30 protein-coding genes are annotated in these 26,864 nt (G+C 61.1%); 17 read left to right on the top strand and 13 right to left on the bottom strand.

Annotated features, from left to right (window positions below; all coding sequences use genetic code 11):
• The first annotated feature begins 8 nt into the window (after positions 1–8).
• Positions 9–602 (top strand): histidine phosphatase family protein, encoded by a 594-nt coding sequence (locus tag ACQZ40_RS08600; protein ID WP_065654316.1) that lies wholly within the window; start codon positions 9–11, stop codon positions 600–602.
• Between the two features lie 246 nt (positions 603–848).
• On the opposite strand, the gene ACQZ40_RS08595 is transcribed toward ACQZ40_RS08600, so the two are convergent.
• Positions 849–1,109 carry a DUF1344 domain-containing protein gene (locus ACQZ40_RS08595; protein WP_003521088.1) on the bottom strand — a complete coding sequence of 87 codons (261 nt, stop codon included), beginning with the start codon at positions 1,107–1,109 and terminating at the stop codon, positions 849–851.
• 83 nt (positions 1,110–1,192) lie between these two features.
• Between ACQZ40_RS08595 and ACQZ40_RS08590 the strand changes: the two genes are divergently transcribed.
• From ACQZ40_RS08590 to ribB, 3 genes are all read left to right on the top strand, one after another.
• Entirely contained in the window at positions 1,193–1,516 is a 324-nt protein-coding gene (locus ACQZ40_RS08590) for a hypothetical protein (RefSeq protein ID WP_448747769.1), read from the top strand.
• A gap of 42 nt (positions 1,517–1,558) precedes the next feature.
• Positions 1,559–2,653, top strand: coding sequence for a chorismate synthase (gene aroC, locus ACQZ40_RS08585; protein WP_448747768.1), 1,095 nt, complete (start codon positions 1,559–1,561; stop codon positions 2,651–2,653).
• 91 nt (positions 2,654–2,744) lie between these two features.
• On the top strand, positions 2,745–3,845 hold the full coding sequence (ribB, locus tag ACQZ40_RS08580) for a 3,4-dihydroxy-2-butanone-4-phosphate synthase (RefSeq protein ID WP_003521085.1): 1,101 nt from the start codon (positions 2,745–2,747) through the stop codon (positions 3,843–3,845).
• 162 nt (positions 3,846–4,007) lie between these two features.
• Here ribB and ACQZ40_RS08575 read toward each other — a convergent pair whose 3' ends face one another.
• Entirely contained in the window at positions 4,008–5,201 is a 1,194-nt protein-coding gene (locus ACQZ40_RS08575) for a winged helix-turn-helix domain-containing protein (RefSeq protein WP_448747767.1), read from the bottom strand.
• A gap of 113 nt (positions 5,202–5,314) precedes the next feature.
• On the opposite strand from ACQZ40_RS08575, the gene ACQZ40_RS08570 reads away from it, so the two are divergent.
• The 7 genes from ACQZ40_RS08570 to dxs all read left to right on the top strand — a co-directional run bounded on the left by ACQZ40_RS08570 (position 5,315) and on the right by dxs (position 11,656).
• Entirely contained in the window at positions 5,315–5,995 is a 681-nt protein-coding gene (locus ACQZ40_RS08570; RefSeq protein WP_448747766.1) for an energy-coupling factor ABC transporter ATP-binding protein, read from the top strand.
• The gene (locus ACQZ40_RS08565) at positions 5,992–6,597 is read left to right on the top strand and encodes an energy-coupling factor transporter transmembrane component T family protein (protein WP_443405455.1); all 606 of its coding nucleotides are present in this window, start codon (positions 5,992–5,994) and stop codon (positions 6,595–6,597) included. Before ACQZ40_RS08570 ends, ACQZ40_RS08565 begins: the two co-directional genes overlap by 4 nt.
• Positions 6,598–6,628: 31 nt before the next feature.
• The gene (locus ACQZ40_RS08560) at positions 6,629–7,192 is read left to right on the top strand and encodes a biotin transporter BioY (protein WP_142843959.1); all 564 of its coding nucleotides are present in this window, start codon (positions 6,629–6,631) and stop codon (positions 7,190–7,192) included.
• A 25-nt stretch (positions 7,193–7,217) separates the two neighbouring features.
• On the top strand, positions 7,218–8,153 hold the full coding sequence (locus tag ACQZ40_RS08555; RefSeq protein WP_443405457.1) for a histone deacetylase family protein: 936 nt from the start codon (positions 7,218–7,220) through the stop codon (positions 8,151–8,153).
• Positions 8,154–8,155: 2 nt separating this feature from the next.
• Positions 8,156–8,410: an exodeoxyribonuclease VII small subunit gene (locus ACQZ40_RS08550; RefSeq protein WP_003503059.1), complete on the top strand. Its 255-nt coding sequence runs from the start codon at positions 8,156–8,158 to the stop codon at positions 8,408–8,410.
• 303 nt (positions 8,411–8,713) lie between these two features.
• Positions 8,714–9,637: a pirin family protein gene (locus ACQZ40_RS08545; RefSeq protein ID WP_065654322.1), complete on the top strand. Its 924-nt coding sequence runs from the start codon at positions 8,714–8,716 to the stop codon at positions 9,635–9,637.
• A gap of 99 nt (positions 9,638–9,736) precedes the next feature.
• Positions 9,737–11,656, top strand: coding sequence for a 1-deoxy-D-xylulose-5-phosphate synthase (gene dxs, locus ACQZ40_RS08540; protein WP_080856026.1), 1,920 nt, complete (start codon positions 9,737–9,739; stop codon positions 11,654–11,656).
• Between the two features lie 41 nt (positions 11,657–11,697).
• Here the strand turns inward: dxs and ACQZ40_RS08535 are convergent, their stop codons facing one another.
• Positions 11,698–12,060 carry a nuclear transport factor 2 family protein gene (locus tag ACQZ40_RS08535; protein ID WP_433821938.1) on the bottom strand — a complete coding sequence of 121 codons (363 nt, stop codon included), beginning with the start codon at positions 12,058–12,060 and terminating at the stop codon, positions 11,698–11,700.
• Between the two features lie 107 nt (positions 12,061–12,167).
• Between ACQZ40_RS08535 and ACQZ40_RS08530 the strand changes: the two genes are divergently transcribed.
• On the top strand, positions 12,168–12,962 hold the full coding sequence (locus ACQZ40_RS08530) for a helix-turn-helix domain-containing protein (protein ID WP_448747765.1): 795 nt from the start codon (positions 12,168–12,170) through the stop codon (positions 12,960–12,962).
• A gap of 5 nt (positions 12,963–12,967) precedes the next feature.
• A complete protein-coding gene (locus ACQZ40_RS08525) occupies positions 12,968–13,276 on the top strand; it encodes a putative quinol monooxygenase (RefSeq protein ID WP_448747764.1) in 309 nt (102 codons plus the stop codon).
• A 45-nt stretch (positions 13,277–13,321) separates the two neighbouring features.
• On the opposite strand, the gene ACQZ40_RS08520 is transcribed toward ACQZ40_RS08525, so the two are convergent.
• Genes ACQZ40_RS08520 through ACQZ40_RS08510 form a run of 3 tightly spaced genes read right to left on the bottom strand, consistent with a single transcriptional unit; the run spans position 13,322 to position 14,608 of the window.
• Complete coding sequence (locus ACQZ40_RS08520) at positions 13,322–13,693, bottom strand: nuclear transport factor 2 family protein (RefSeq protein ID WP_078051174.1); 372 nt, start codon at positions 13,691–13,693, stop codon at positions 13,322–13,324.
• Positions 13,694–13,732: 39 nt separating this feature from the next.
• Positions 13,733–14,116, bottom strand: coding sequence for an ACT domain-containing protein (locus ACQZ40_RS08515; protein WP_220317971.1), 384 nt, complete (start codon positions 14,114–14,116; stop codon positions 13,733–13,735).
• Positions 14,117–14,155: 39 nt separating this feature from the next.
• The gene (locus ACQZ40_RS08510) at positions 14,156–14,608 is read right to left on the bottom strand and encodes an Lrp/AsnC family transcriptional regulator (RefSeq protein WP_078051176.1); all 453 of its coding nucleotides are present in this window, start codon (positions 14,606–14,608) and stop codon (positions 14,156–14,158) included.
• A 119-nt stretch (positions 14,609–14,727) separates the two neighbouring features.
• Between ACQZ40_RS08510 and ACQZ40_RS08505 the strand changes: the two genes are divergently transcribed.
• The gene (locus tag ACQZ40_RS08505; RefSeq protein WP_448747763.1) at positions 14,728–15,690 is read left to right on the top strand and encodes a nucleoside recognition domain-containing protein; all 963 of its coding nucleotides are present in this window, start codon (positions 14,728–14,730) and stop codon (positions 15,688–15,690) included.
• A 184-nt stretch (positions 15,691–15,874) separates the two neighbouring features.
• Here ACQZ40_RS08505 and ACQZ40_RS08500 read toward each other — a convergent pair whose 3' ends face one another.
• Positions 15,875–17,896 carry a methyl-accepting chemotaxis protein gene (locus tag ACQZ40_RS08500; RefSeq protein ID WP_448747762.1) on the bottom strand — a complete coding sequence of 674 codons (2,022 nt, stop codon included), beginning with the start codon at positions 17,894–17,896 and terminating at the stop codon, positions 15,875–15,877.
• A 268-nt stretch (positions 17,897–18,164) separates the two neighbouring features.
• Between ACQZ40_RS08500 and ACQZ40_RS08495 the strand changes: the two genes are divergently transcribed.
• On the top strand, positions 18,165–18,917 hold the full coding sequence (locus ACQZ40_RS08495) for a TlyA family RNA methyltransferase (protein ID WP_448747761.1): 753 nt from the start codon (positions 18,165–18,167) through the stop codon (positions 18,915–18,917).
• Positions 18,914–20,164: a class I SAM-dependent RNA methyltransferase gene (locus ACQZ40_RS08490; protein WP_125144732.1), complete on the top strand. Its 1,251-nt coding sequence runs from the start codon at positions 18,914–18,916 to the stop codon at positions 20,162–20,164. The genes ACQZ40_RS08495 and ACQZ40_RS08490 overlap by 4 nt, the downstream gene beginning before the upstream one ends.
• Here ACQZ40_RS08490 and ACQZ40_RS08485 read toward each other — a convergent pair whose 3' ends face one another.
• The 3 genes from ACQZ40_RS08485 to ACQZ40_RS08475 all read right to left on the bottom strand — a co-directional run bounded on the left by ACQZ40_RS08485 (position 20,165) and on the right by ACQZ40_RS08475 (position 23,131).
• The gene (locus ACQZ40_RS08485) at positions 20,165–20,488 is read right to left on the bottom strand and encodes a hypothetical protein (RefSeq protein WP_065654334.1); all 324 of its coding nucleotides are present in this window, start codon (positions 20,486–20,488) and stop codon (positions 20,165–20,167) included.
• A gap of 89 nt (positions 20,489–20,577) precedes the next feature.
• Entirely contained in the window at positions 20,578–21,336 is a 759-nt protein-coding gene (locus ACQZ40_RS08480) for a crotonase/enoyl-CoA hydratase family protein (RefSeq protein WP_448747760.1), read from the bottom strand.
• A 10-nt stretch (positions 21,337–21,346) separates the two neighbouring features.
• Complete coding sequence (locus ACQZ40_RS08475) at positions 21,347–23,131, bottom strand: acyl-CoA dehydrogenase (protein ID WP_448747759.1); 1,785 nt, start codon at positions 23,129–23,131, stop codon at positions 21,347–21,349.
• Between the two features lie 221 nt (positions 23,132–23,352).
• Here ACQZ40_RS08475 and ACQZ40_RS08470 point away from each other — a divergent pair, with 221 nt between their 5' ends.
• Positions 23,353–24,348 (top strand): transporter, encoded by a 996-nt coding sequence (locus ACQZ40_RS08470; protein WP_125144734.1) that lies wholly within the window; start codon positions 23,353–23,355, stop codon positions 24,346–24,348.
• Positions 24,349–24,405: 57 nt separating this feature from the next.
• Here ACQZ40_RS08470 and ACQZ40_RS08465 read toward each other — a convergent pair whose 3' ends face one another.
• The 3 genes from ACQZ40_RS08465 to ACQZ40_RS08455 form a co-directional block, all read right to left on the bottom strand.
• A complete protein-coding gene (locus ACQZ40_RS08465) occupies positions 24,406–24,921 on the bottom strand; it encodes a BA14K family protein (protein WP_065654338.1) in 516 nt (171 codons plus the stop codon).
• A 217-nt stretch (positions 24,922–25,138) separates the two neighbouring features.
• Positions 25,139–25,600, bottom strand: a complete 462-nt coding sequence (locus tag ACQZ40_RS08460; RefSeq protein ID WP_065654339.1) for a BA14K family protein — start codon at positions 25,598–25,600, stop codon at positions 25,139–25,141.
• Positions 25,601–25,776: 176 nt separating this feature from the next.
• Complete coding sequence (locus tag ACQZ40_RS08455; RefSeq protein WP_035237666.1) at positions 25,777–26,859, bottom strand: FAD-binding oxidoreductase; 1,083 nt, start codon at positions 26,857–26,859, stop codon at positions 25,777–25,779.
• Between the last annotated feature and the right edge of the window lie 5 nt (positions 26,860–26,864).

Genomic DNA, 26,864 nt, shown 5'->3' with positions numbered 1-26,864 from the left:
GTATCGCCTTGCTCGTCTATGTGATCCGGCACGGACAAACGGACTGGAATGCGATACGCCGGCTTCAGGGCCAGAAAGACATTCCGCTCAACGATTTCGGCCGCCAGCAGGCGGTCGGTAACGGCAAACTGCTTGCGCAGCTGCTGGGGGAACAGGCCACGGATTTCGACTACGTGGCAAGCCCGCTCGGGCGCACGCGCGAGACCATGGAACTGATGCGCGGCGCGATGGGCCTCGATCCCAAGGCCTATCGAACCGACGATCGCCTGATCGAAGTTTCGTTCGGCGACTGGGAAGGGCAAACCCTGCCGGAGCTGAAAAAAGAGTTCCCGGACCGGGTGAAGGCGCGCAAGGCCAACAAGTGGGATTTCATTCCCCCCGGCCAGGATGCCGAAAGCTATGAAATCCTCTCCTGGCGCATCGGCGCATGGCTTTCCTCCGTCGAGGTTCCGACGATATGCGTCTGCCACGGCGGCGTCATCCGCTCGATCTTCCGGCTGGTCTCCGGCATGGACAAGGACGAGGCGTCAAGGACGCAAATTCCGCAGGACCGGATTTTGAAGGTCGAGATCGACAGGAACAGCGCGGAGTGGATTTGGTGAGGCGCAGGGCATAACCCTCTGCATCGTCCTACTCGAGCAGCCCGTATATTTGGCGCAAAGGCCGCCGCGTATTTCTTCTCCCCGCCGGGGAGAAGGTGGCCCGAAGGGTCGGATGAGGGGGCAACTATAGCTATAGACCGCACCCTTGCCCCCTCATCCCGCTGCCGCGGACTTCTCCCCGACGGGGAAGAAACAAGAGGCATCCGCTCGTTTCAGAACGGAGGTTTTGGCGTGAGGGGCTGGTGCTTACTGCACGACCTGAAGATCGTCGACCACGCGTTTCCCATCCACTTCCGTGTAGAAAACCACGACCTTCACGCCCGCTTTCAGACCTTCGAAATTAAACTCTTCCGGCACGCGATAGGTCTTGCCGTCGTTGAGCGTAATGCTCAGCCCATTTGCATCGATCTTGCTGATCGTGCCTTCCACGTCGACGCTCTGGGCGTAGCCGTTGATCGGCATCAGGAGGTTGGCGGTGGCCAGAAGGGCGGCAATCATCATACGCATCGATCTAGCTTTCGTGGATTTGCGTGAAAACCTTACATGCATGAAGAATTGCCTTTCGAATGTGGCGGAAATTGCCCGCAACCATGACATTTTCGGCCCAATTGATGAACGGATTTGGGATCGTGTTCAAGCCGTTAGTGATTTTTACACCGCATTTCCCGGCAATATTGGAAAACTCCGGATTAACGTGGAAAACGACGGCGCTTTTACATTTTCGTCATTTCGAAAAACGTCTTCGGCCGGCGCGAATCGCCCCGTTGCCCTCTTCCCCGTGCCACGCCAGAGATGAGGGCGCGGACATGCGGGTCTCCAGTCAGGGCGCCGTGCCCTGCACTTATCCCGCCGCAGCGAAAGAAAGGCTTTTGCCTTGCCCGGATTTTCCACTAAGACAAATCCGCTTGTTTTAAACGGCGCTCCCCGCAGGCGCCCTGTTTTCCGGTTTTGAAAATATGTCGCATAACAGTTTCGGTCATCTTTTCCGCGTTACCACCTGGGGAGAAAGCCACGGGCCTGCACTTGGCTGCGTGGTGGATGGCTGCCCGCCCGGCATTCGCTTCACCCTTGACGAGGTGCAGCACTGGATGGACAAACGCAAACCGGGCCAAAGCCGTTTCGTGACCCAGCGCCGCGAGGATGACATCGTCAAGGTTCTCTCCGGCGTGATGCTGGATGAGGACGGCGAGACGATGATAACCACCGGCACGCCGATTTCCATGCTGATCGAAAATACCGACCAGCGCTCCAAGGATTACGGCGAGATCGCCAAGCGCTTCCGCCCCGGCCATGCGGATTTCACCTATGACCTGAAATACGGCATTCGCGACTATCGCGGCGGCGGACGTTCTTCCGCGCGCGAGACGGCGGCGCGTGTCGCGGCCGGTGCGATTGCCCGCAAGGTGGTGCCGAGCCTCAATGTGCGCGGCGCGCTGGTGCAGATCGGCAAGCACAAAATCAACCGCGACAACTGGGATTGGGCTCAGGTCGACCAGAACCCGTTCTTCTGCCCGGATGCCGCCATGGTGCCAGTGTGGGAAGAGTATCTCGACGGCATCCGCAAGGCCGGCTCCTCCATCGGGGCCGTCGTCGAAGTGGTGGCGGAAGGGGTTCCGGCCGGCATCGGCGCGCCGATCTATGCCAAGCTCGATCAGGATATCGCCTCCAGCCTGATGTCGATCAACGCCGTCAAGGGCGTGGAGATCGGCGAAGGTTTCGCCTCGGCCGAGCTTTCCGGCGAGGAAAATGCCGATGAGATGCGCATGGGCAATGACGGCAAGCCGATCTTCCTGTCCAACCATGCCGGCGGCATTCTGGGCGGCATCGCGACCGGCGAGCCTGTCATCGCCCGCTTTGCCATCAAGCCCACCTCCTCCATTCTGACGGAGCGTCTTTCCATCGATACCGACGGCAACAATGTGGATGTGCGCACCAAGGGCCGCCACGACCCCTGCGTCGGCATCCGCGCCGTGCCTATCGGCGAAGCGATGATCGCCTGCACCGTTGCCGACCATTATCTGAGGGATCGCGGCCAGACCGGCCGGCTTTAGCGGACCGAAAAGTGTGAAGCGGTTTTCGGACAATCCGCTAAAGAAACAAAAAGAGCAACGAACCGTTGCTCTGAAGTGAGGGGATATCGCCATGGCCTATGACCAGAAACGCGTCGTGGACGCCATCCGCGCTTTCGAAGCCGGTGAAATCGTTGTCGTGACCGATGATGACGACCGTGAGAACGAAGGCGATCTGATCATTTCGGCGGTTCACTGCACGCCGGAGAAGATGGCGCTGATCGTGCGCCACACCTCCGGTATCGTCTGTGCGCCCATGCCGCGCGAGGAAGCCAAGCGGCTGAACCTCAACGCCATGGTGGCGGAAAATGACAGCGCGCATACCACGGCCTTCACCGTCAGCGTCGATTTCAAGCACGGCACCACGACAGGCATTTCCGCCGATGACCGCACGCTCACGGTGCGCAACCTTGCCAATCCCAATGTCGGCGCTTCCGATTTCACCCGGCCGGGCCACATCTTCCCGCTGATTTCCCGCGAGGGCGGCGTCTTGATGCGCTCCGGCCATACCGAAGCGGCGGTCGATCTCTGCCGGCTCGCCGGCCTGCCGCCCATCGGCGTCATCAGCGAGCTGGTGAATGACGACGGCACGGTGATGCGCGGCCCGCAGGTGCTGGATTTCGCCGAAAAACACGGCATGAAGCACGTTTCGGTCGCCGATCTCATCGCCTATCGCCAGCGCAAGGAAACGCTGGTGGAGATGGAATCCTCCTTCACCATCGAAACGCCCTTCGGACCAGCCAAGGCGCAGACCTATTCCCTGCCCTGGGACCCGATGCAGCATATGGCGGTGATTTTCGGCGATATCCGCGACGGCATCGACATTCCCGTGCGCCTGCACCCGGAAAATGTCGCCGACGACGTGTTCGGCGACCGCCAGCCGGTGCGGCATTATATGCAGAAGATCGCCGAAGAAGGCCGCGGCGTCATCGTCTATCTGCGCGAAGGCTCGGTCGGCGTCGGCCAGGTGGCCGGACGTCGCAAGGCCCGTGATCCGGATGAGGCGCATGCGCAGGCCCGTTCGCGCGAAAACGAATGGCTGGAAATCGGCCTCGGCGCGCAAATCCTGAAAGACCTCGGCATCAGCTCCATCAAGCTGATGACCACCCGCGAGCGGCATTACGTCGGTCTCGAGGGGTTCGGCATCAAGATTTCGGCGACTGATATCGGTTGATTTGGGGTCGTCGCGGGAGCGCTTCGGTTTGGTGCGCTCTCCGCCCGCTCTACGTCATCCTCGGCCTTGTGCCGAGGATCTGCGAACGCTTTCAACACGTTGTCCGTTGCAGATGCTCGGGACAGGCCCGAGCATGACGAAAGACCGTGGCCTGGGAAGCAATTATACCTCCCGCCACCCCTCCAGATAGTTCACGCTCTCGACCCGTGTGAACTTCGCAAGCCGCGACAATTCCGCATCGAGCTTCTCCAGCCGACCAGCCGAGGCACGGACACCAGGCTCCAGCCACAGGCGGCGCACATCCAGCGTGCCGCGCTTGCGATCCGCCTTCATGTCGATGCGGCCGATCAGCCTGTCACCCTCCAGAAGCGGGAAGACATAATAGCCATATTGCCTTTTCGGCTCGGGCACGAAGACCTCGATGCGGTAATAGAAGCCGAACAGCCGCTCCGTGCGATTTCGGTCGCGCAGCAGCGGGTCGAAGGGGCTGAGAACACGGACGCGGGCGGAAGGTTCCGGCACGTCGGTCAGGTCGGCGGTGAAATCGGCAAAGGCAAAAGACGGGCGGGCATTGTCTCCATCGCTGGAGAGAAGCGAGACCTCGCAGAGTTCATCGCGATGGCTTTTGACCCAGTCCCTCGCCTCCTGCGGGGTGACGAGATCGAAAAAGGCAGCGATTTCGCCATGGGTGGCGAAACCCAGACGCTTCAGCGCCTCGCGGCAGGCCCAGTCGACAAATTCAGCGTACTCCACCTCGGTTTCGTGATGCTCGCCGGGAATCACCCGTTCGGCGAGATCATAGACCTTCTGGAAATTGACGCGGCCGGCAATCGCGAGCTTGCCGGTGTGCCAGAGATATTCAAGTGCGGTCTTGGAGGGATGCCAGTTCCACCAGCCGCCGGACTGGTGCCCCTCCTCCTTCAGCTCCCGCGCCAGAACCGGACCGGTGGCGGCAATCCGCTCCAGCGTTTCGCCGAAAGCCGCATCGAAACCCTCGCCGTGCCATTTGCGCCACCGCTCCTGAATAATCGGCTCGCGACGGCGGAAACGGTGCTTCCAATAGGGATAAAACTCCATCGGCAGGATGGAGGCGTCATGTGTCCAGTGCTCGAAAAGCGCGCGATCCTTTTCCAAAAGCGTGGTCAGATGGCCGCGCCTGTAGGTCTGGTTGCGGGAGAAAATAATCTGGTGGTGGGCGCGCTCCACCGTGCCGATGCTGTCCACCTGCACGAAACCGATATCGGTGATGAGCTGCAACAGGCCATCCTTGGAAAGCGCCTTGCCGGGCGGAGAGGAAAGCCCCTGCCGCGCCAGAAAAATCCGCCTTGCCGCTTCGTTCGAAACCTTGATCGCCATGGCACAGAAGGTAGAACGGCTTTTTCAGGATTGCAATGTTCTTTTTTTGTTCCTTGTTTCACTTCTGTTGATGACGGGGTATAGAACCGGAAAAAGAGCGCGAGGATGTAAGCTTGGAAATCCGTTTTAACGCCGCCGGCGTCGCTTTCGAGGGCCGGCAGGCCCTGCAGCCGCTGTCTGTGACATTGACGGAACGGCGCATCGGCGTGATCGGCCTCAATGGTTCCGGCAAGACCACCTTTGCGCGGCTGATCAACGGGCTGAACAAACCGAGCGAGGGCAAGGTTTCGGTGAACGGCCTCGACACCGTGAGCGACGCCAAGGCGGTCTTGCAGGCGGTCGGCTTCATCTTCCAGAATCCGCAGAACCAGATCATCCTGCCAATCGTGCGTGACGATGTCGCCTTCGGGCTGAAGCGGCTCGGCCTCGGCAAGGCCGAAACCGAAGCCCGGGTGAAAGCCGTTCTCGCCCGGCTCGACATACCTCACCTCGAAGAACGGCGCGCGCATGAGCTTTCCGGCGGCGAATTGCAGCTTGCAGCGCTGGCGGCGCTTCTGGTCACCGAACCGCAGCTCCTCATTCTCGATGAGCCGACAAACCAGCTCGATCTCAAAAACCGAGCCACCGTGGAAAAGACCATGGCGGCGCTGTCGCAGGCGCTGATCGTCATCACCCACGATCTGCCGCTGGTTGCGGGTTTCGACCGGGTGCTGGTTTTCCATGAAGGCGCGCTGGTTGCCGACGCCGCCCCCGAAGAAGCGGTGGCGCGCTATCTGGAGGTGGCATCGCGATGAAATCGCTGCATGTGGAAGGCACTGGCTGGCTCTACCGCGTCTCGCCGCGCCTCAAGCTGCTGATGCTCATGGGTTTCAGCATCGCATTGTTCCTCACCCGCGATCTGCTGGCTCTTGTATGCGCGACGGTTCTGGCCGCCCTTATTCTGGGCGCTACGCGGCTGCCTTTCAAGGATATCGGCCTGCGGCTGCGGCCGGTGATGCTGACCATCTTCCTCGTCGCCGCCTTCAGCTACCTCCTGCTTCCGGCCCATGATGCCAGTGTCAATCTTTTGCGGCTGACGGCGCTGGCGCTGCTTGCCACCGCCGTCACCATCACCGTCAGCATCTCGCAATTCATGGACGAGATCGCGCTCGCCGCCGCCCCGCTGGAAAGGCTGGGGCTGGTGAAGGCCGCCGATATCGGGCTTTCGGTCGGGCTCGTCGTGCGGTTCGTGCCTGAAATCGTCAACCGTTACCATGCGGTGCGCGATGCGCATCGGGCGCGCGGCCTGCCTGTGCGGATGGCCACCATCATCGTGCCGCTGGTGATTATGACGTTGAAGGATGCCGATGCCATTGCCGACGCCATTGACGCGCGCGGTTTCAGAGGCCAAAGCTGACGGCCAGATAACCATCCGGAGTTTCCGAGCCATGACGACCCGCGACCTTGTGCTGATTTCGCTGTTTTCCGCCATCATCATCGCACTCGGGCTTCTGCCGCCGATCACGCTCGGTTTCATCCCCGTGCCGATCACCGCGCAGTCGCTCGGCGTCATGCTGGCCGGTGTCGTGCTGGGCGCGAAACGCGGTACGCTGGCGGTTCTCCTGACGATCCTGATTGCCGCCATCGGCCTGCCTGTGCTTTCGGGCGGGCGCGGCGGCCTTTCCATCTTCACGACGCCGACCACGGGCTTCCTGATCGGCTGGATCGCGGCGGTTTTCGTCACCGGCACGCTCTCGGAAAAACTCGTCAATCGCGGCCAGTCCGCTCTGACACAGGGCATCGGTTTCTTCGTCGCCAGCCTGATTGGCGGCGTGGTCGTGCTTTATGCTTTCGGCATCACCTATCTGGCGCTGGTCGTCGGGCTCGGTTTCGAAAAGGCCTTCATGGGTTCGCTCGCCTTTATCCCGGGCGATGCGCTGAAGGCCGTGCTCGCCGCACTTGCCGGCCGCGCCGTGATGGTCGGTTATCCGCTTCTGCCGCAGCGCGCCTGAACGGACTTTCTTCGGGAGGAAAAGAATGGCGACGCGTTTATACGAACATCCGATCTTCCTGGAGCATATCACGCCTCCCGGCCACCCCGAGCGGCCGGACCGCCTGCGGTCGCTGAACATCGCGCTCGAACACCCGAATTTCGAGCGGCTGGAACGCAAAGAAGCGCCGCAGGCGAATGAGGATGCGGTGCTGCTGGCGCATCCGGAGGAGCATCTGCTTGCCATCATGCGGCAGATCCCCGAAGAGGATGGCGAGATCAACCGCGTCGAGGCCGACACCTACGTCTCGCAAAAAAGCCTGCAGGCGGCACTGACCGGCATCGGTGCCGCCATGGCGGCGGTGGATGACGTGTTTACCGGCGCTGCCGATAATGTCTTCGTCGCCGCCCGCCCCCCCGGCCACCATGCGGAAACCGCAAAGGCCATGGGCTTCTGTCTTTTCAACAATGTGGCGATTGCCGCCCGCCATGCGCAGAATGCGCACGGCGCGGAGCGCGTCGCCGTCATCGACTGGGACGTGCATCACGGCAACGGCACGCAGGATATCTTCTGGAACGACACCTCCGTGCTGTTCTGTTCCACCCACCAGATGCCGCTTTACCCGTGGAGCGGCGACAAAAACGAAACCGGCGTGAAGAACAACATCGTCAACGCGCCGCTTTCGCCCAACACCGGCAGCGAATATTTCCGCGAGGCCTTCAAATCCCGCGTATTGCCGGCGATTGCCGATTTTTCGCCCGATCTCATCCTCATCTCCGCCGGTTTCGACGCGCATCACCGCGATCCGCTGGCGCAGATCAACCTGGTGGGCGAGGATTTCGACTGGGCAACGGGCCGGCTTCTGGAAATGGCCGATAAATACACATCGAACCGGGTCGTCAGCCTGCTGGAAGGCGGTTATGATCTGGAAGGGCTGGCGGAATCGGCAGCCATGCATATTTTGAGAATGATGAAGGGTTGAACATGACGGAAAATGCCAACACAGCCGATGTCAGCGGTTATTCCTTTGAAAAAGCCGTCGCCGAGCTGGAAAGCATTGTCGCACGTCTGGAACGCGGAGACGTGGCGCTGGACGAATCCATCGCCATCTATGAGCGCGGCGAAGCCCTGAAGAAGCATTGCGAAACACTGTTGAACGCTGCCGAAAAGCGAATCGAGAAGATTCGCCTCGACCGGGCCGGCAAGCCGCAGGGTGTAGAGCCGCTGGACGGGGAGTGATTGTCCGGCAGGCGGAACGTTTCGTTGCTTCGACAAACGACCCCACCCTCCCTCATTCCTGTGCTTGTCACAGGAATCCAGTCGACGCGCGTCTGCGCGGCGGGGAAAGTCTTTTCAGCCCAAGGACTTGGGCTGGCTAGATTCCTGTGACAAGCACAGGAATGAGGGAGTTTGTAGGTTAAGCAGAGTTAAATTCGCTCCCCCCATCTGCTAACGACGCACAAACACAGCGTTCGATATCCCGATGCTCCCCCGCACCATCAGTTGTGATAAACTCCCGTTCGAAGATACGAGGAGCAAAATATGTCCTTCTTTCCCGGTAACGATCCCGTCGCGGGTGATGCCTTTGCCTGCGACGCCATCGAAAACCTCATCATTCCGCGCACCAGCGACATTGGGGGCTTTGCCGTGCGTCGTGCGCTGCCGACCCGGCAGCGGCGTCTCGTCGGCCCCTTCATCTTTTTCGATCGCATGGGCCCGGCGATCCTGAAGGCCGGAGAGGCACTCGACGTCAAACCGCATCCGCATATCGGGCTTTCCACCGTCACCTATCTGTTCGACGGCGAAATCAAGCATCGCGACAGTCTCGGCACCGAACTCGTCATCCGCCCCGGCGACATCAACCTGATGACGGCCGGGCGCGGCATCGTGCATTCGGAACGCACGCCGGAAAACCTGCGCGGCCATCCGCTTTCCATGTCCGGCCTGCAGACATGGCTTGCCCTGCCGGACCATATGGAAGAAATCGACCCGGCCTTTGCTCATACGGCCAGGGAAGACATGCCGCTGATCGATATCAAGGGCGCTACCGGCCGGGTGGTGATCGGCGAATTCGAAGGCCTCACCTCCCCCGTTTCGGCCTTTACCGATACGCTTTATGTCGACCTGACGCTGGAGCCGGGTGTGAAATTTCCCTTCTCAGCCGATCATGAGGAGCGGGCGATCTATATTCTGTCCGGTTCTCTCGATGTGGCGGGCGATATCTTCGCCGCCGATCAGCTCCTCGTCTTCCGGCCGGGTGACGACATCACGCTTCAGGCCGGCAGCAATGGCTGTCACATCATGATCTTCGGCGGGGCCGCGCTCAATCAGCGCCGCTACATCTGGTGGAACTTCGTTTCGTCATCAAAAGAACGCATAGAGCAGGCCAAACAGGAGTGGAGAACCGGACGCTTCGATATCGTTCCCGGCGACGAAGAAGAGTTTGTCCCTTTGCCGGAAGGTTGAAATTCTATAGAAGTGTACGACATGCAGGAATGGACCGTCGGCTTTCACCATGAAAGACGCTCCGGTGCCCCCTGCTGACCACGAGAAAAGGCCGAACGATTGACCGGAATGCCCCAGACCCCACTGCTCGACCGGGTGAATTTTCCCTCTGATCTCAAGGAGATCGACGATCGCGACCTGCCGGAACTGGCACGGGAACTGCGCGACGAGATGATTGACGCGGTGTCGAAGACCGGTGGCCATCTGGGAGCCGGGCTTGGCGTGGTGGAATTGACGATTGCCATTCACAAGGTCTTCAACACGCCCGAAGACCGGCTGATCTTCGATGTCGGCCATCAATGTTATCCGCATAAAATCCTCACCGGCCGTCGCGACCGCATTCGCACCCTGCGTCAGGAAGGCGGGCTTTCCGGCTTCACCCGGCGGGCCGAAAGCGACTATGACGATTTCGGCGCCGGCCATTCCTCCACCTCCATTTCCGCCGGTCTCGGCATGGCGGTGGCGGCGGGTCTGGATCAGAGCGACCGCAAGGTGATCGCCGTCATCGGCGACGGCTCGATGTCGGCGGGCATGGCGTTCGAAGCGCTGAACAATGCCGGCGCGCTCGATGCGCGGCTGATCGTCATCCTCAATGATAACGACATGTCGATTGCGCCGCCGACGGGCGCGATGAGCGCCTATCTGGCGCGCCTCGCCTCCGGCCGCACCTATATGGGCTTCCGCGATTTCGGCAAGAAACTCACCGCCTATCTCGGCAAGACCATCGACCGCGCCATTACCCGCGCCGTGACCCATGCGCGCGGTTACGTGACCGGCGGCACGCTGTTCGAGGAGCTTGGCTTCTATCACATCGGCCCGATCGACGGTCACTCCTTCGATCACCTGCTGCCGGTGCTGCGTAATGTGCGCGACAACCAGAAAGGCCCTGTTCTCATCCATGTGGTGACGCAGAAGGGCAAGGGTTATGCGCCGGCGGAAGCGGCGGCCGACAAATATCACGGCGTCAACAAGTTCGATGTCATCACCGGCGCGCAGGCGAAAGCCAAGCCGAATGCGCCGAGCTATACCAGCGTCTTCGCCGAAGCGCTGATTCAGGAAGCCACCCTCGACGACAAGATCATCGGCGTCACCGCCGCCATGCCGAACGGCACCGGCCTCGACAAGATGGCCGAGCTTTTCCCGGCCCGCACCTTCGATGTCGGCATTGCCGAGCAGCACGCCGTCACCTTTGCGGCCGGACTTGCGGCGGACGGTTACAAGCCGTTCTGCGCGCTTTATTCCACCTTCCTGCAACGCGGTTACGACCAGCTGGTGCATGATGTGGCGATCCAGAGCCTGCCGGTGCGTTTCCCCATCGACCGCGCCGGTTTTGTCGGTGCTGACGGGCCGACCCATGCCGGTTCGTTCGACACGACTTTCCTCGCCACCCTGCCCGGCATGGTGGTGATGGCGGCGGCCGACGAGGCCGAGCTGAAACATATGGTGCGCACGGCGGCGGCCTATGACGAAGGCCCGATTTCCTTCCGTTACCCGCGCGGCGAAGGTGTGGGCGTCGAGATGCCCGCGCGCGGTGAGATTTTGCAGATCGGCAAGGGCCGCATCATCAAGGAGGGCACCAAGGTTGCGCTGCTCTCCTTCGGCACGCGGCTGGCGGAATGCCTTGCGGCTGCCGAAGACCTGGATGCCGCCGGCCTTTCCACCACGGTTGCCGATGCGCGCTTCGCCAAGCCGCTCGATCTCGACCTCATCCGCCAGCTTGTGGCCCATCACGAAGTGCTGGTGACCATCGAGGAAGGCTCCGTTGGCGGTTTCGGCGCGCATGTGCTGCATTTCATGGCGAGCGCCGGCCTGCTCGACCATGGCCCGAAGGTGCGGACGCTGACCCTGCCCGACCAGTGGGTGGAGCAGGCCAAACCCGAAACTATGTATGCCAATGCCGGCCTCGACCGGGCCGGCATCGTTTCCACCGTGTTCAATGCACTTGGCCAGCGTCAGGCCGGCGTGGGATTTGCGGGCTGAAAGATTGCGGGGACAGGAGGCGGGACGATCCCGCCTCTGCCTCAGGATGCAGCGCCATCAAGAAAACCGACAACGTTTTCGATCCGCCCCTCCGCATTCAGGCTGACGACATCGGTTCCGCCAGCGACATTATCCCCATCAGGCGAAATGAGCCGCCATGAGAAACGGGTGAAATTGCCGTGGCCATCCGGGGTGCCTGTGAGTACGAAACGATATCCCGGAAATTTCTGCCGCGCCGCCTCGATCATCGCGGCGATCCCCTGTTGTCCCTCGCCCTGCATCAGCGGATCGACATAGCGCGTATTTTCTGCCCATGCCTGACCGACGAGATGCCTGCGGCGTTCATTGTCCTCCTCGTTCCATGCTGCGAGATAGGTTTCGGCGATTGCGAGATGCTGCGTCATGATTGCGCTCCTTCTGGTTGGCGGCCCAAACATGCCGGGGGTCGGGAAGCGGAACAATTACCTCAGAGGTAATCGCATTGCCGCTCTCTTCTGTTAGGCTGCGGGGCATGACACATCATCGAGAACATGTCGGCCAGGTGCTGAAGGAATGGCGTGCGCGCCGCAGGTTGAGCCAGCTCGATCTGGCGATGGAGGCGGACATATCCGCGCGCCATCTGAGTTTCGTGGAAAGCGGGCGATCATCCCCCAGCCGCGAGATGCTCGCGAAACTGGCGGAGCAGCTTTCCATGCCAGCCCGTGCCGCCAACCGGCTGATGCTGGCGGCGGGTTATGCGCCTGTTCATTCCGAACGGCCGATGGACGCGCCCGACATGGCGGCGGCCCGGCAGGCGGTCGAAACTGTGGTGCACGGGCATATGCCCTTCCCCGCCCTTGCCGTTGACCGGCAGTGGAACGTCGTTCTCGCCAATGGCGCGATCACGTCGCTTCTGGCCGGCGTTTCAGAAGAGCTGCTTCTCCCGCCGCTCAACGCCTTGAGGCTGAGCCTGCATCCGCAGGGCCTGAGTTCGCGCATCGTCAATCTTGCCGAATGGCGTCATCACCTGCTGGAACGCCTGCGCCGTCAGGTCGAAGAGACGGGAGACGAGGTGCTTTCCCGGCTGCATGCGGAGCTTGCGGCCTATCCTGCACCAAAGGCCTCGCCGCATGCCGCCGGGGCCGACCCCCTGGCCATACCGCTCCAGCTTCGCGATCCGTCTTCGGGCGGCATATTGAGCTTCATTTCAACCACCACGGTTTTCGGAACGGCCACAGACGTCACGCTGTCCGAACTGGTGCTGGAGTGTTTTTATCCCGCCGACGCGGCAACCCGCGAAGCACTGATGCAAGGCACAAAGGAGTAAGACCCGTGCACACCACCTATCTCATCGGCTTTCAGGTCCGCCCCGGCCAGCGCGAGCGCTTTCTCGAATTGCTGAATGTGCTGCTCGACGCCATGCGGCATGAAAAGACCTTCGTGAACGCAACCCTGCACCGGGACGGTGAAAACGAGAACCGCTTCCTGCTGCATGAGACCTGGAGCGACCATCAGGACGTCATCGACGTTCAGATTCACCGGCCCTATCGGCAGGCATGGCACGACGCCCTGCCCGAGCTTCTGGACGCCCCGCGCGATATTTCCGTCTGGCACCCCATGCGGGCGGATTACGCCGCATAGCGGCATGGATCATAAGAAATCCCACGCGCGCACCCTTTGCGCGCGCTAGGATTTTCGCGACAATATCCGCGGTTCGCCGATTTTGAACCAGGCCTTGGCGATCCTGCCGTTCTCAACTTCATAGATGCAGGCAACGTCGACCTCTCCCTTTCCTTCCGGAAAGTTGCGGGTAACCGTTTCGTGGTCGATGACGACATTGTCAACGACAATGCGCGTCAGCAGTTTCCCATAGAGATCCGGTTCCTTGAAGCGCTCGATGTGACGTTCCCGAATCTCTGCCGCGCTTCCCGCCAGAAGCGTCGCCGGGAAAGCGTAATACTGACAATCATCCGCCCACCAGAGCATGAAGGCATCGATGTCACGGGCATTGTAGGCCTCAAGCTGCTTTTGCACCGGCAGTTCGATTTCACTATTCAAAACGCACCTCTTCAAAAAACGTCGTGGCGAAATGGATTCCTAGACGAGCGAATGTCCTGCATTTGCCAGCAGGTCGAGCGCTTTCTCCAGATCGTTCGACTTAACCAGCAGATGGTCGCCATCGAAAGTAGAAACCACGAATATTCCTATCCCATTGGTCGACAACGGCGCGATGACCGACAAAACGATACCGGTCTCATCAAAGGCAAACGGGCCTTGAAACTTGAAACACGACCAACCTGCATCGACCCGCACATCATGCGGCATGCGCTCTGCCCGGCAGACGATGGAAAGCTCGTCATCGGTCCGGGTAATACTGACAAATCCATCGCCATCGGCCCATGCCGGAATGGCTTCGGACGCATGAAGCCGGGCTATCCCATATGAACCGTCCAGAATGTGTAGCTTAACGCGAGGCGCCATCTGGAAATTACCTTTCTGGAAAACCGCGAAGGGCTCCGGTTAAAGCCTTATGGCCGTTTCCTCTTTCGCCGTCTTGATGACGACCATGGTGACAAAGCGCGCAACATTGTGCTGGTCGCGGAAGAGCCGGTCGCACAGGGCGTCGAATTCTTCCATATCCCGCAGGCGCAGCATCAGTACGACATCGGTTGCGCCGGTGACGGCATAGGCCTGCGACACGGCCTCTTCGGCGCTCACAATATCCAGAAAGCGGCGCATATGCTGCTCGCCGTGCAATTTCAGCTCCACCGTCACCAGAGCCTTGATCACCCGTCCCGCCTTTGCGGGGTTGAGGATCGCCACGATGCGGTCGATCACGCCAGACTTGCGCAGCCGCTGCAGGCGGCGCAGGCAACTGGATGGAGACAGCCCGACTTCATCGGCCATATCCACATTGGTGCGCGACGCATCGTTCTGCAAAAGGTTCAGAAGTTTCCGGTCGATCCGATCCATGCCGGCAGCATATCGCTCGCCACTCGATTTGCAATAAAATTGCATGAAACTGCAATCTTTGACCGCAAATGCGAACGCGCCGGGATTAGTGAATGGGAACAACCTTCAGGGAGCCTCACATGTCACTTTTCCTGCCCGTCTGGCAAAAAACGCGGGAAACGCTTGCAATCTACTGGGTGCTTGTGCGGATCACGGTTCCCATCGCCATTCTGACCGAGCTGTTGTCGAGGATGGGCGCAATCGAGGCGGTGGCGCCTGCCTTTGCGCCGGTCATGAACCTCATCGGGCTGCCGCCGGAGCTTGGTCTTGCCTGGCTGACAGCAATGCTGGTCGGCATATGGGGTGCGGTGCCGCTCATCTTCACGCTTGTGCCCGCATCGCCACTCACCGTTGCGGATATCACCGTTTTTTCGGCACTCATCCTGTTCGCCCATGGCCTGCCCATCGAACAGAAGATCATTGAAAAGGCGGGACCGGGCATGATCGTCACCACGGCGCTGCGCGTCGGCGGCGGATTGCTCTATGCCTTCATGCTGCATCACGTTCTGGAGGCGATGGGATGGCTGTCAGGCCCGGTAAACCCCGCCTGGATTGCGATGAGCGCCACGCCTGAATGGACCGCCTATTTCCTCGGTCTCGGGGAAACCATGGTCTGGATGCTCGTCATCCTGCTTGCACTTTCCCTTTGCCTTGAAATCCTCAGGCTGACCGGCCTTCTGGCGCTAATGATGAAAGCGCTCTCGCCCCTGCTGCGTCTTGCGGGCATTCGCGGCGAGGCTGAACATCTTACCGCGATCGGCTTGTTTCTCGGCATTTCCTACGGCGCCGGCTTCCTGATCCGCGAGGCGCAATCGGGGACGATCTCGCCGCGGCAGGTGTTTCTGTCCTGCGTGTTCATGGGTTTTGCCCATAGCGTGATCGAGGACACGCTCGTGGTGATGTCGCTTGGCGCGGATGTTTATGGCGTTCTCGCCGGGCGGCTTGTTTTCGCCATTGCCGCGACCGCCGGTATTGCCGCCCTGCTTCACCGCCTGTCGGACGAGCTGTTCTTTGCGCGGATGTTCCGGCTACAGGGCACATAGAACATTTCCAGAAAAAGTGGACCCCAGTTTTCCGTCCGGAAATGCGCCAAAACAAAGAGTTAGAGTGTTTTCGCGATTCGAAGAAAAGCGAAAAAACTCCAAGCGGCGTTCCCCATCTGAAAAAGCCGATGCAAAAAGGGGGCCTTTCGGCCCCCAATTCTTAGGTTCAATCTGAAAGCCCGGCTCAGAACTCCGTCCAGTCCTGATCCTTGGCAGCCGGCGCTTCGGCCGCACCGCCGAAGGCGCGGGCGAGGCTCTGGCCAAGCGCACGGGCCGGCGAGGCGACAGGCCTTGCGGTTGCGGAGGCCGATTTTACCGGAGCCTTGCGGGCCGGTGCGGCCGGCGCGGACTGGAAGGCGGGTCTGGCGGAAGACTGGCGCGGCGCGGAATAGCCGCCGGCACTGGCAACGGCAGCGCGTGCGCCATCCATTCTGAACTGGCCGAGCAGGCTGTTCAGCGCTTCCGCTTCGCGGGCCAGCGAATGGCTGGCGGCGGTCTGCTGCTCCACCATGGCGGCATTCTGCTGCGTGCCCTGGTCCATGGTGTTTACGGCTGTATTGATCTCCTGCAGGCCGGTCGCCTGTTCGCGGGCAGCGACAACGATGGCGCTGACATGGGCATTGATCTCCTCGACTTCCGCCACGATGAGTTCCAGAGCCTTGCCGGTCTCGTCGACCAGATTGACGCCGTTTTCCACCTGCTGGCTGGAAGCGCCGATCAGCGTCTTGATTTCCTTGGCGGCATTGGCGGAACGCTGGGCAAGTTCGCGGACTTCCTGCGCAACCACCGCAAAGCCCTTGCCGGCATCACCCGCGCGGGCGGCTTCGACGCCGGCGTTCAGTGCCAGCAGGTTGGTCTGGAAGGCAATATCGTCGATGACACCGATGATGTTACCGATTTCGCCCGAGGACTTCTCGATTTCGCGCATGGCGGCGACCGCCTTGCGGACCACGACACCGGACTTTTCCGCACCGGCGCGAGCGCGCTGGACCAGATTGCCGGCATCTTCCGCGCCGCGGGCGCTATCGCGCACCGTGGTGGTGACTTCTTCCAGCGCTGCGGCGGTTTCCTCGATGGAGGCCGCCTGCTGCTCGGTGCGGCGCGACAGGTCGTCGGCGGCGGAGAGCATTTCCGAAGCACCGGCATTGATCGCGGCAGCGTTCTCACCGACGGTGCGCAGCGCCTGCTGGAGTTTTTCGACGGCGCTGTTGAAATTCACGCGAACAGGATCGATGGCGGGCGCAAAAGGCGTCTCGATGCGATAGGAAAGATCACCATCCGCGAGAGCGGCAAGGCCCTTGCCAAGCTCGGCGCTGGCAAAAGCGCTGGCGGCTTCATCCTTGGCCTTTTCTTCCTCGTTGCGGCGGCGTTCAGCCTCCGTCGCGGAGCGCATGCGATCGGTCTCGCCGGCAAGGCGGGATTTTTCCAGCCCGGCTTCCTTGAAGACCAGAACGGCCTTCGCCATCTTGCCGACTTCGTCGCCACGATCCGTGGCGGGAACTTCCGTCGTCAGATCGCCATCGGCGAGCCTGCTCATCGCCGCCGTCATGCCAATGATGGGCGTGACGATGGAGCGCGACAACGCCCAGATGAGGGCAACGGCCAGAAGACCGGCGACAGCGCCGCCACCCAGAAGCGCATATTTCAGGTTCAGTGCGGCTGCCTGCTGTTCTGCCGCGTAAGCGGCGGACAGGCCGTTCAACTGCTCCTTGATCTTGGCGGCGGAGGCGCGGAAGCCATCGAGCTGGCCCTTGGCCTGATTGCGGCCGATTTCGATGATTTCGGAAATCGGCGCTTCGGTCGTCTTGCGTGCGGCGATCTGCGGTTCCGCCAGTTCCTTGAAGAACACGGTGGCGGATTTCTGCATGTCGTCGATGGATGTCAGAATGTCCGGCCGGCCGACGGCCAGCGCGCGGGCCTCATCGAGCTTCTTCAGCATCAGGTCGCGCTGGGCGAATACATCGTTATAGGTGCTGTCGCTGCGAAACAGCAGGAAGCCACGCTGATTGACGGCCTGTTCCAGCATGGCTGCCGTCGCGCCATCCACGGCCTGGATGATATCCTTGGTACGGTTGTTTTCGATCGTGACACGCTCGCTCCCCAGCGTCTGCCAGAATACGACCGCGGAAGCGAGCAGGCACACGCTCATCAAGGCACAGAAGGTGGCTATGAGCTTCAGATTGATGGGGAGGTTTTTAAGCGACATCGCAAACTCTCTCGGCGACCCGATGCCTCGAAGCAAGCGTCTGCGCTGCAACGGCCGCAATTTTGTGGATGGGAGGAGATGCCGTCATGGCAGGTTCCGGTGGCCGCACGGGCCTTGTGCACAAAGTGCAATACAAGCCTTTATATTGGATTAATCGAACATTCTGACTTTGCGGTGCAACATCAATGGGCGACAGCGGGCATCGCCGGCCTCTTTCAGCGATAAATCGCTTGCATCGGCGGGGTTTGGCGGTCATTGACACGGGACCATGTCCAAAACATCTGAAAATGAACGGCTTGACCAGCTTCTCGTGTCGCTCGGCCACTTTGCCAGCCGCTCGCGTGCGCGCGACGCGGTTGCGCGCGGCACCGTGAGTGTCAACGGCAAAATCGTCACCAAACCGAGCCAGACCGTCGCCGGCGATGCCGAAATCGCCATCAGCGATCCGGCGCAGGCCTATGTTTCGCGCGCAGCGCTGAAGCTCGTGGCCGCGCTCGATCATTTCCGGCTCGATCCGAAGGGCCATGACTGTCTCGATGTCGGCGCTTCGACCGGCGGCTTCACCGAGGTACTGCTGGAGCGCGGCGCAAAACACGTCACCGCCATCGATGTCGGCCACGGGCAGATGCATGCCAGAATCGAGAACGATCTGCGCGTGACCAATCTGGAAGGGCTGAATGCGCGCTTCCTGACGGCGGAAGATATCGATGACCGGCCCATCGGCTTCATCGTCTCCGACGTGTCCTTTATTTCGCTGAAGCTTGCGCTTGCGCCGGCACTCGAGCTTGCGGAAACCGGCGCTCTCGCGGTTCTGCTGGTGAAGCCGCAATTCGAGGCGGGGCGTGACGCCATCAGCAAGGCCGGACTGTTGAAAGAACCGGAAACGGCGCCTGCCGTGGCCGCCGAACTGGAACGCTGGCTGACCGAGGACATGGGCTGGAAAAGCCTCGGCCTCATTCCCTCGCCGATTTCCGGCGGCGACGGCAACATCGAATTTCTTCTCGGAGGCGAAAAGCCATGAGCACACAGACCGTCACCATCAAGAGCCTCGGCGCGCAGGGCGACGGCATCGCGCACTGTCCCGACGGCCCGGTCTATGTGCCCTTCGCGCTGCCCGGCGAAACGGTCGCGATTGCGAAGGTGAAAGATCACGGCACCGTCATGTCGATAACGGAAGCCTCGGCGGAGCGCCGTGAACCGGCCTGCCGCCATTTCGGACCCGATGGCAAGAACGGCACCTGCGGCGGCTGTTCGCTGCAGCACCTCGCCGACCAACCTTACCATGTCTACAAACGGGAGCTGGTGGTTTCGGCACTGAAATCAAAAGGCCTGACGCCGCCGGTGGAGGATCTCGTCATCTGTCGCCCCGGCGAGCGCCGCCGCGCGGTGTTCGCCGCCCGCAAGACGGAAAAGGGCCTGCTGCTCGGTTTCAGCCAGGCGAACAGCCATCACATCGTCGCTATCGAGGAATGTCCCGTCACCTCGCCCGGCATCGTTTCGCGGCTGGATGCCATCCGCGCCATCGGGCTTTCCATGGTGGCGAATGCCGAACCGTTTCGCATCACCGTTCTCGAAACGCTCTCCGGTCTCGATATTTCGGTCGAAGGCATCAAGTCGGTCAGCGACAAGCAGCGGCGCACCCTCACGGAAACGGTGCTCGCCATGCGCGGCATTGCCCGTGTTTCGCTCTCAGGTGAAATCCTGATCGAACCGCAAAAGCCGATCATCGAATTCGGCGGCGTTGCGGTTTCACCCCCGGCCGGCAGTTTCACGCAGGCGACGAAGCAGGCGGAAGACGCCATGGCCGAGCTGGTGCTTGCCCATATCGGCAAATCGAAGCGCATTGCCGATCTCTTCTGCGGTTCCGGCACCTTCGCGCTAAGGCTCGCACGCATCGGCAAGGTGCATGCGGTGGAAGCAGAAGACAAGCCGCTGAAGGCGCTGGATTTTGCCGCCCGCAACACGCAGGGCCTGAAGCCGGTGAGCGTCGAGAAACGCGATCTCTTCCGCCGGCCGCTGATGACAAGCGAACTGAAGAATTACGATGCTGTCGTGTTCGATCCGCCGCGCGCCGGTGCGGAATTCCAGTGCAAGGAACTGGCCCGCAGCACAGTGAAGAAGATCGTTGCGGTGAGCTGCAATCCGCTGACGCTTGCGCGCGATCTCACCATCCTTATGGAAGGCGGCTATCGCATCACCCGCGTCACGCCGGTCGACCAGTTCCTGTGGTCGCCGCATGTGGAAGCGGTGGCGACGCTGGAGAAATAATCACCAGGCCGTATCGACCGTGCCGTTACCGACCACGCCCGAGCAGCGGCAGGCGCCGCCCACGCGGCCCCGCTCGATAGGGCAGACATAGGGCCGGCGGCGATTGGCGCTCTCCGGCGGGGTGATGACGCAGACGAAACGGGCGCGGCGCTGGCGGTCGCGATTGCGGCCGGAATAATAATCCGAGCCATCATCTTCGGTAATGACGGATTGCGCCAGAATGATATTGCCGGCGGAAGCCGCCGGAGGGCGCGTTATCGCCGCCGCTTCGGTGACAGTGGCGGCGCAGAGGAAGACGGACAGGGCGAACACGACGTGACGCATACGGGTGGCTTTCGGGCGATGACGTTGCATTATTTAACCCAACCCATATTGCCCGGTTGCTTAACCGCAAGGAATTCCTGCCGGAACGCTTAACGGCGCATGAATGCCTCGAAGGCGGCGCGCGCTTCGGCGCTTTGCAGCTGCGCGATGAAATGACGGCCTTCCTCTTCGATGCGGGCGAGAAGATCGTCCGGGTTGCCACGGACAAGATCGCGGGCGATCTTCAGCGCCTGCTGCGGTTTGGCCGCAAGCCGGGTGGCAAGCGCCAGCGTTTCGCTCTCCACATGTTCAGGGGCGACGACTTTCCAGATCATCCCGGCCTGCAACGCCTGTTCAGCAGTAAAACCTTCGCCCATGGCAAGCAGCGCAAAGGCGCGCTGGTGTCCCATGAGCTTCGGCACGAGCAGGCTGGAGGCCGCTTCCGGCACCAGCGCCAAATCCACGAATGGGGTCTTGAACAGGCTGCGGCTGGAAGCGACCGTCAGGTCGCAATGCAGGTTCAGCGTCGTGCCGATGCCGATGGCGAGCCCGTCGACGCCGGATACCATTGGCTTTTCGAAAGCGACGAGCGCTTTCAGAAGCTCGAGCGCGGCGAGCTTGCCCTTTCCGCCCGACATGGCGAAGGCCAGAAAATCGGCCATGTCGTTACCGGCGGAGAAGCAGCCTTCCGTGCCGAGAAAGACGACGACGCGAATTTCCGGGTCCGCATTGGCGGTCTGCAGGGCGTCTGCCATGCGCAGATACATGGCATCGGTGATAGCGTTTTTCTTGTCCGGCCGGTTGAAGCGGATGGTCAAGACTTCCGGCGCATGGCCGACGCGCTCGACGAGAATGTGTTCGTCCGACATCTGAGCCTCCTCAAGCCAATACGGTGCGGGCGGCGGCAAGGCTTGCCGCGCCGGCGATAACGCGGTCCTTCAGCGCTGCCGTTTCCGCCAGCAGATTTTCCGCCGCGAAACGGCAAAGGGCTGCGCGATGCCCGCTCCTGCCATCATCGACGGCGGCCAAAGCGCCCTTGGCGAGATAGGCGCCGGTGAGCGCCAGGCCGAAAAGGCGCTGATAGGGTGTCGCGCCGGCGAGCGCGGTTTCGGTTTCGCCTGCCTTGATGCGGTCCAGCAGCCAGTCGGTCGCCGTTTCCAGATCGGCAAGGCTTGCTTCGAGATAACGGCCTGTCTCGCCGAGATCGTCGCGGTTCGAAGCGGCTGTGCGGGCGGCGACCTCACGCAATTCGGCGATGAAACCGCGCACCTGCGCGCCTTCGGAGAGCGGCAGCTTGCGCAGCACCAGATCGATGGCCTGAATGCCATTGGTGCCTTCATAAATCGGCGCGATGCGGGCATCGCGCAGATAACGCGCAGCACCGGTCTCCTCGATAAAGCCCATGCCGCCATGCACCTGAATGCCCATGGAGGCGACATCGACGCCGGCATCGGTGGAGAAGGATTTGGCGATGGGTGTCAAAAGGGCAGCGCGCTCCTGCCAGTGAGCGCGCTGCGGGGCGTCTTCGCTCGCATGCGCCATGTCGATGGCGTGCGCGCAGCTGAAGGAAATTGCCCGCGATCCTTGCGTCAGCGCCTTCATCGTCAGAAGCGTTCTGGCGATATCGGGGTGTTCGATGATCGGGCTCATGCCGGAACCCTGCCAGCCGGGCGCCTTGCCCTGCGTGCGCTCCCTGGCGTATTCGATGGCCTTCTGGGTGGCGGCTTCGCAGATCGCCACGCCCTGCATGCCGACGGCAAGGCGGGCGTTGTTCATCATGGTGAACATGCAGGCGAGACCCTTGTTCTCTTCACCGACCAGCCAGCCGAGAGCGCCCTTCCCTTCGCCGAATTTGCCATCGCCGAAGATCATCGTGCAGGTGGGCGAGCCGTGAATGCCGAGCTTGTGTTCGAGCGAATGGCAGAACAGATCGTTACGGCTGCCCGGCGCACCGTTTTCATCGGGCAGGAATTTCGGCACGAGGAAAAGCGAGATGCCGCGCGTGCCGGCCGGCGCATCCGGCAGGCGGGCGAGAACGAGGTGGATGATATTGTCCGCCGCATCGTGTTCGCCCCAGGTGATGAAAATCTTCTGCCCGAAGATGCGGTAGGTCCCATCACTATTGCGCTCCGCCCGGGTCTTCAGGACGCCGAGATCTGAACCCGCATGCGGCTCGGTGAGGTTCATCGTGCCGGTCCATTCGCCGGAGACGAGTTTCGGCAGATAGGTGCGCTTGAGGTCATCGCTGCCGTGGGCGACAAGGGCTTCCACCGCGCCCATGGTCAGCGTCGGGGCCAGCGCAAAGGCCATGGAGCCGGAATTCCACATTTCGAGTGCGGCGACATTCAGCATATGCGGCAGGTTCTGGCCGCCGAATTCTTCCGGCGCCGTCAGGCTGTTCCAGCCCGCTTCCGCCCAGCGGCGGTAAAGATCGGCCCAGCCATCCGGTGTCGTCACCTTGCCGTCGGCAAGCTTTGCGCCCTGGCGGTCGCCGATCTCGGCGAGCGGCGCGACCTCTGAGGTGGCGAAACGGCCGGCTTCGTGCAGAATGGCATCGACCAGATCTTCCCCAAGGTCTCCCAGCGCACCCGCAGAAAGCGCGTCTTCAAGACCCGCTACATGTTTGAGTGTAAAGGCGATATCGTCCACCGGCGCGCTATACATGCTGCCTCCTCCCGAAGCTCTGGCATCTTGCTACTGCCTTCGGGCTAAATGATTTTTACGTAAACGTCAATTTGAAAATTCCCGTCATTTCGGCGGGATTGTTATAAAACTGTCATATGAATTTGCTCAGCATGCGCTGAAAGGCGCCTCGCCGCACGCCGCTCCCACCCCGGAACGACAGACGCCTCCCTACTCCCATCCAGCCGGTCAGGACTGCCACGATGGATCTCGTAACACCCGTTATTCCCGGCCTTGTCTGGGCCTATCAGTTTCATCCCGGCACAGCCCCGTGCCGGCGGCTCGCGCCCGATGCCGGCTTTCACGAAATGGCCGAGTGCGAAGGGTTCTTCTGGCTGCATCTCAACCTCGCCGATCAGCGTGTGGCAGGTTTTCTCGAGACCATCGACGGTCTCGATCCGGCGGCACGGGCAAGCCTTACGACCCATGAGACGCATCCATCCATCGTGGTCGATGAAAAATCGCTTTACGGCACGCTTGTCGATTTCCAGCGGGAATTCGACAAGGAAACGCGCGATTTCGGCTGGCTGCATTTCGCGGTGAGCGACCGTTTCATCATCACCACCCGACTGCAGCCGCTGCATTCGGTGGACCGGCTGAAAGCGGCAGTCGACAAGAATTCCAACCGTTACCTCACGCCATCACATGTGTTCGAGGGGCTGGTGGCGGAATTCCAGCGCTCGCTCATCAATCTGGTGATGGAGACGACGGAAGAACTGAACGCCATCGAGGATATGGTCTATGACAGCGAGAACCGTGACGAACGGCGGCGTCTTGCCCCGTTGCGCCGCACGGTGGTTCGCCTGCACCGGCATCTGCGCACCGTCCTGACCCTGATGCGGCGGGCTTCGGCCGCCGATGATGACGAGATGCCGAATGGTTTCGAGGATGTCGCCTCACGCCTGATGGGCCGTCTGGAGGCTGTCGACCACGACGTCTACGCCCTGCAGGAGCGGGCAAGGCTGCTGCATGAAGAAATCGATTCCAAACTCTCGTCCGAAACCAACCGGCACCTTTATATCCTGTCGCTGATGACGGCATTCCTGCTGCCGCCCTCGCTGGTCACCGGTTTCTTCGGCATGAATACGGATGAGCTGCCGTTTACCGTCGGCACGGGCGGCACATTGTCGGCCAGCATCTTCATCGCGATTTCGGTTGCTCTCGCCTGGTTCGTGCTGAAACGCGCGCGAATCCTGTAACGCAAAGAGCCGCCCGGCAATGACCGGACGGCTCTTTCAATTTCAGCCTGTATTCTATCAGCTGTAAGGCGAATAGCAGGGCTGGCGCGGACCATGGTAAGGCTGGAACGTGTTGCTATAGGCATCGTAGGAACGATAGCGGCCATAGCACCAGTTCACATGCGCCTGGCTCAGCCCGCCGCGGCGGACCGGGCGATATTCGCGATAGACCGGGCGCGGGCGATATTCCGGCACCGGACGGTAGACTTCGCGAGGCTGCGAAAGAGCGCCGCCGATGATCGCGCCCGTCGCAAAGGCTGCGAGCGGGAACCAGTAACCGTCATGGTGACGATAGCCCGGACGGTAATCGCGATAACCACGGTGGCCGCGATACCAGCCGCGGCGATCGCCCCAGCCATCGCGATCACGCCAATATTGGACGTTGACGATGTTCTTGCTGGCGTCGTTGCCGGTGGATTCAACGCTCTTCGGCGCGACGGGCACCGGCATGGCGGCTTCGGCCGGAACGATCGCGCCTGCAACCACGATTGCAGAAAGACCGACAGCCAGGATATTCTTCACATAGCTTTTCATCTGACTTCCTCCATTCACGACGGTCGACAGGCCGTATAACGTGAATTTCTGTTGTTCTGATTTCCGCCTTTGTGTGGGCGGTGTCGTATACTTCTACAGCCTAGGGACGTGTGGCTGAACCCACGATTAACGGAGCGATCACGCTTCGTTTATCAAAACCCCGACAATTCCGGGCTCAGACAAAAGCCCGGTAAAGACCGGGCTTTTGCTTTTGCAATTAACGGCTGTATGGCGAGACGCAGATGCGACGCGGGCCGCTGTTGGGCTGATAGGTGTTGTCGTAGGCGCGATACGAACGCCAGCGGTTCTGACACCAGGAGACATGGCTGCCGCCATACGCCGGACGGGGCTGCTGCATTGCGCCGCCGATGATAGCGCCGGTGGCAAAAGCAGCGAGCGGGAACCAGTAACCGTTGTGATAACGGTAGCCCGGACGACGGTCACGGTAGCCGCGGTGACCATTGTAAAACCCGTCGCGATGCGGGGGCGGACGACGCATATGACGACCGTCCCAATGGCGGCGGCGATCCCACTCACGGTACTGTACGGGCACAACGTTTTCGGTCGCTACCGCCGGCTTGGAGATTGGCACCGGCACCTGAAACGCCTGCGATGGCGTGAAGCTGGTGAAGAACACGACAATCGCTGTAGCGACGCTCGTTGTCCGGAAATTCAGCATGATCTTCCTCCATTTGCTTTGACGCCTTTGTCAGCGCCTTTCACCGCTCTCTTGCCGGAGATCAGGGTCAGCCCCTTGCCCGAGAAGAATTCGATGACGTGCAAACGAGTTTCGGAAAATTTGGTTCCAAGACACCCATCCGGTGAAAGACGTATGAAATGAAACGCCTGCTCGTATCAGGCTTCCACCTTTACGTCGGTCAACGGGCGTGAGCAGCAGGCGAGAATATAGCCCTCCTCGATTTCCTCATCGAGAATGCCGCCATTGTGGTTCATCTCTACCTCACCGGAAAGCTTCAGCACCCGGCAGGTGCCGCAAATCCCCGATTCGCAGGCCGCCCCGATACGGACCCCGGCGGCGCGCGCCGTCATCAGAACCGTCTGGCCGGGCTGACAGGGCATTTCTTTGCCGGAAAGGGTGAAGCCCACCATCGACAGCGCTTCGCCATCCGCACCGGTGAGAACTGTTTCACCAACGGTGACCGGCGCGGCCGGCGCGAAGCTCTCCTGATGATAGCGGCTCATGTCGAAGCCGGAGGCATCGAGCATCGAGCGGACGGCGGCCATGAACGGCTCCGGCCCGCAACAGAAGACGGTGCGCTCCATGAAATCATGCGCGAGCAGCGCGATCTTGGCCTTGTCCACCATGCCCTTGAGGCCGGACCACAGATCGGTGCGGCCGCATTTCTCGACAATGAAGCCGAGAGACAGGTTCGGCATGAAGCGGGCGAGATATTCCAGCTCGTGACGGAAGACGATATCGCCGGGTGTGCGCGAACAATTGATGAAGGCAATATCGCTCTGCGGGGCGCGGTCGCTCATATCGCGCACCATCGACATCATCGGCGTAACGCCGGAGCCTGCCGAGATGAACAGATATTTGTCGCCGGGATGTTTGACGTAGGAAAAGTCGCCGAGCGGTCCGAGCGCCCGGATTTTCATGCCGGGCTTCAGATTGTCGAACATCCAGCGCGTGCCGATGCTATTGGCCTGCGCCTTGACCGTCACCGACAGCGCATAGGGCCGCGACGGGCTGGAGGACAATGTGTAGGTGCGGTAAAGCGGCTCCTTGCCCACCGGCAATTCCAAGGTGACGAACTGCCCCGGCAAATAACGGAACCAGTTCTGATCCTCCGAGCGGAACAGGAACGTCATCACATCAGGCGTCTCGGGCGTCACCGAGATGCACTCCAGAAGCTGGAGCTTGTCGCTCCATGGCTTCATCTCGTCAATATGCTTATAGGTCACAACCATATTCATCTTCG

This window comes from Agrobacterium sp. 16-172Ci, from assembly GCF_053522725.1.
This window is presented reverse-complemented; position numbering and strand designations above follow the sequence as displayed.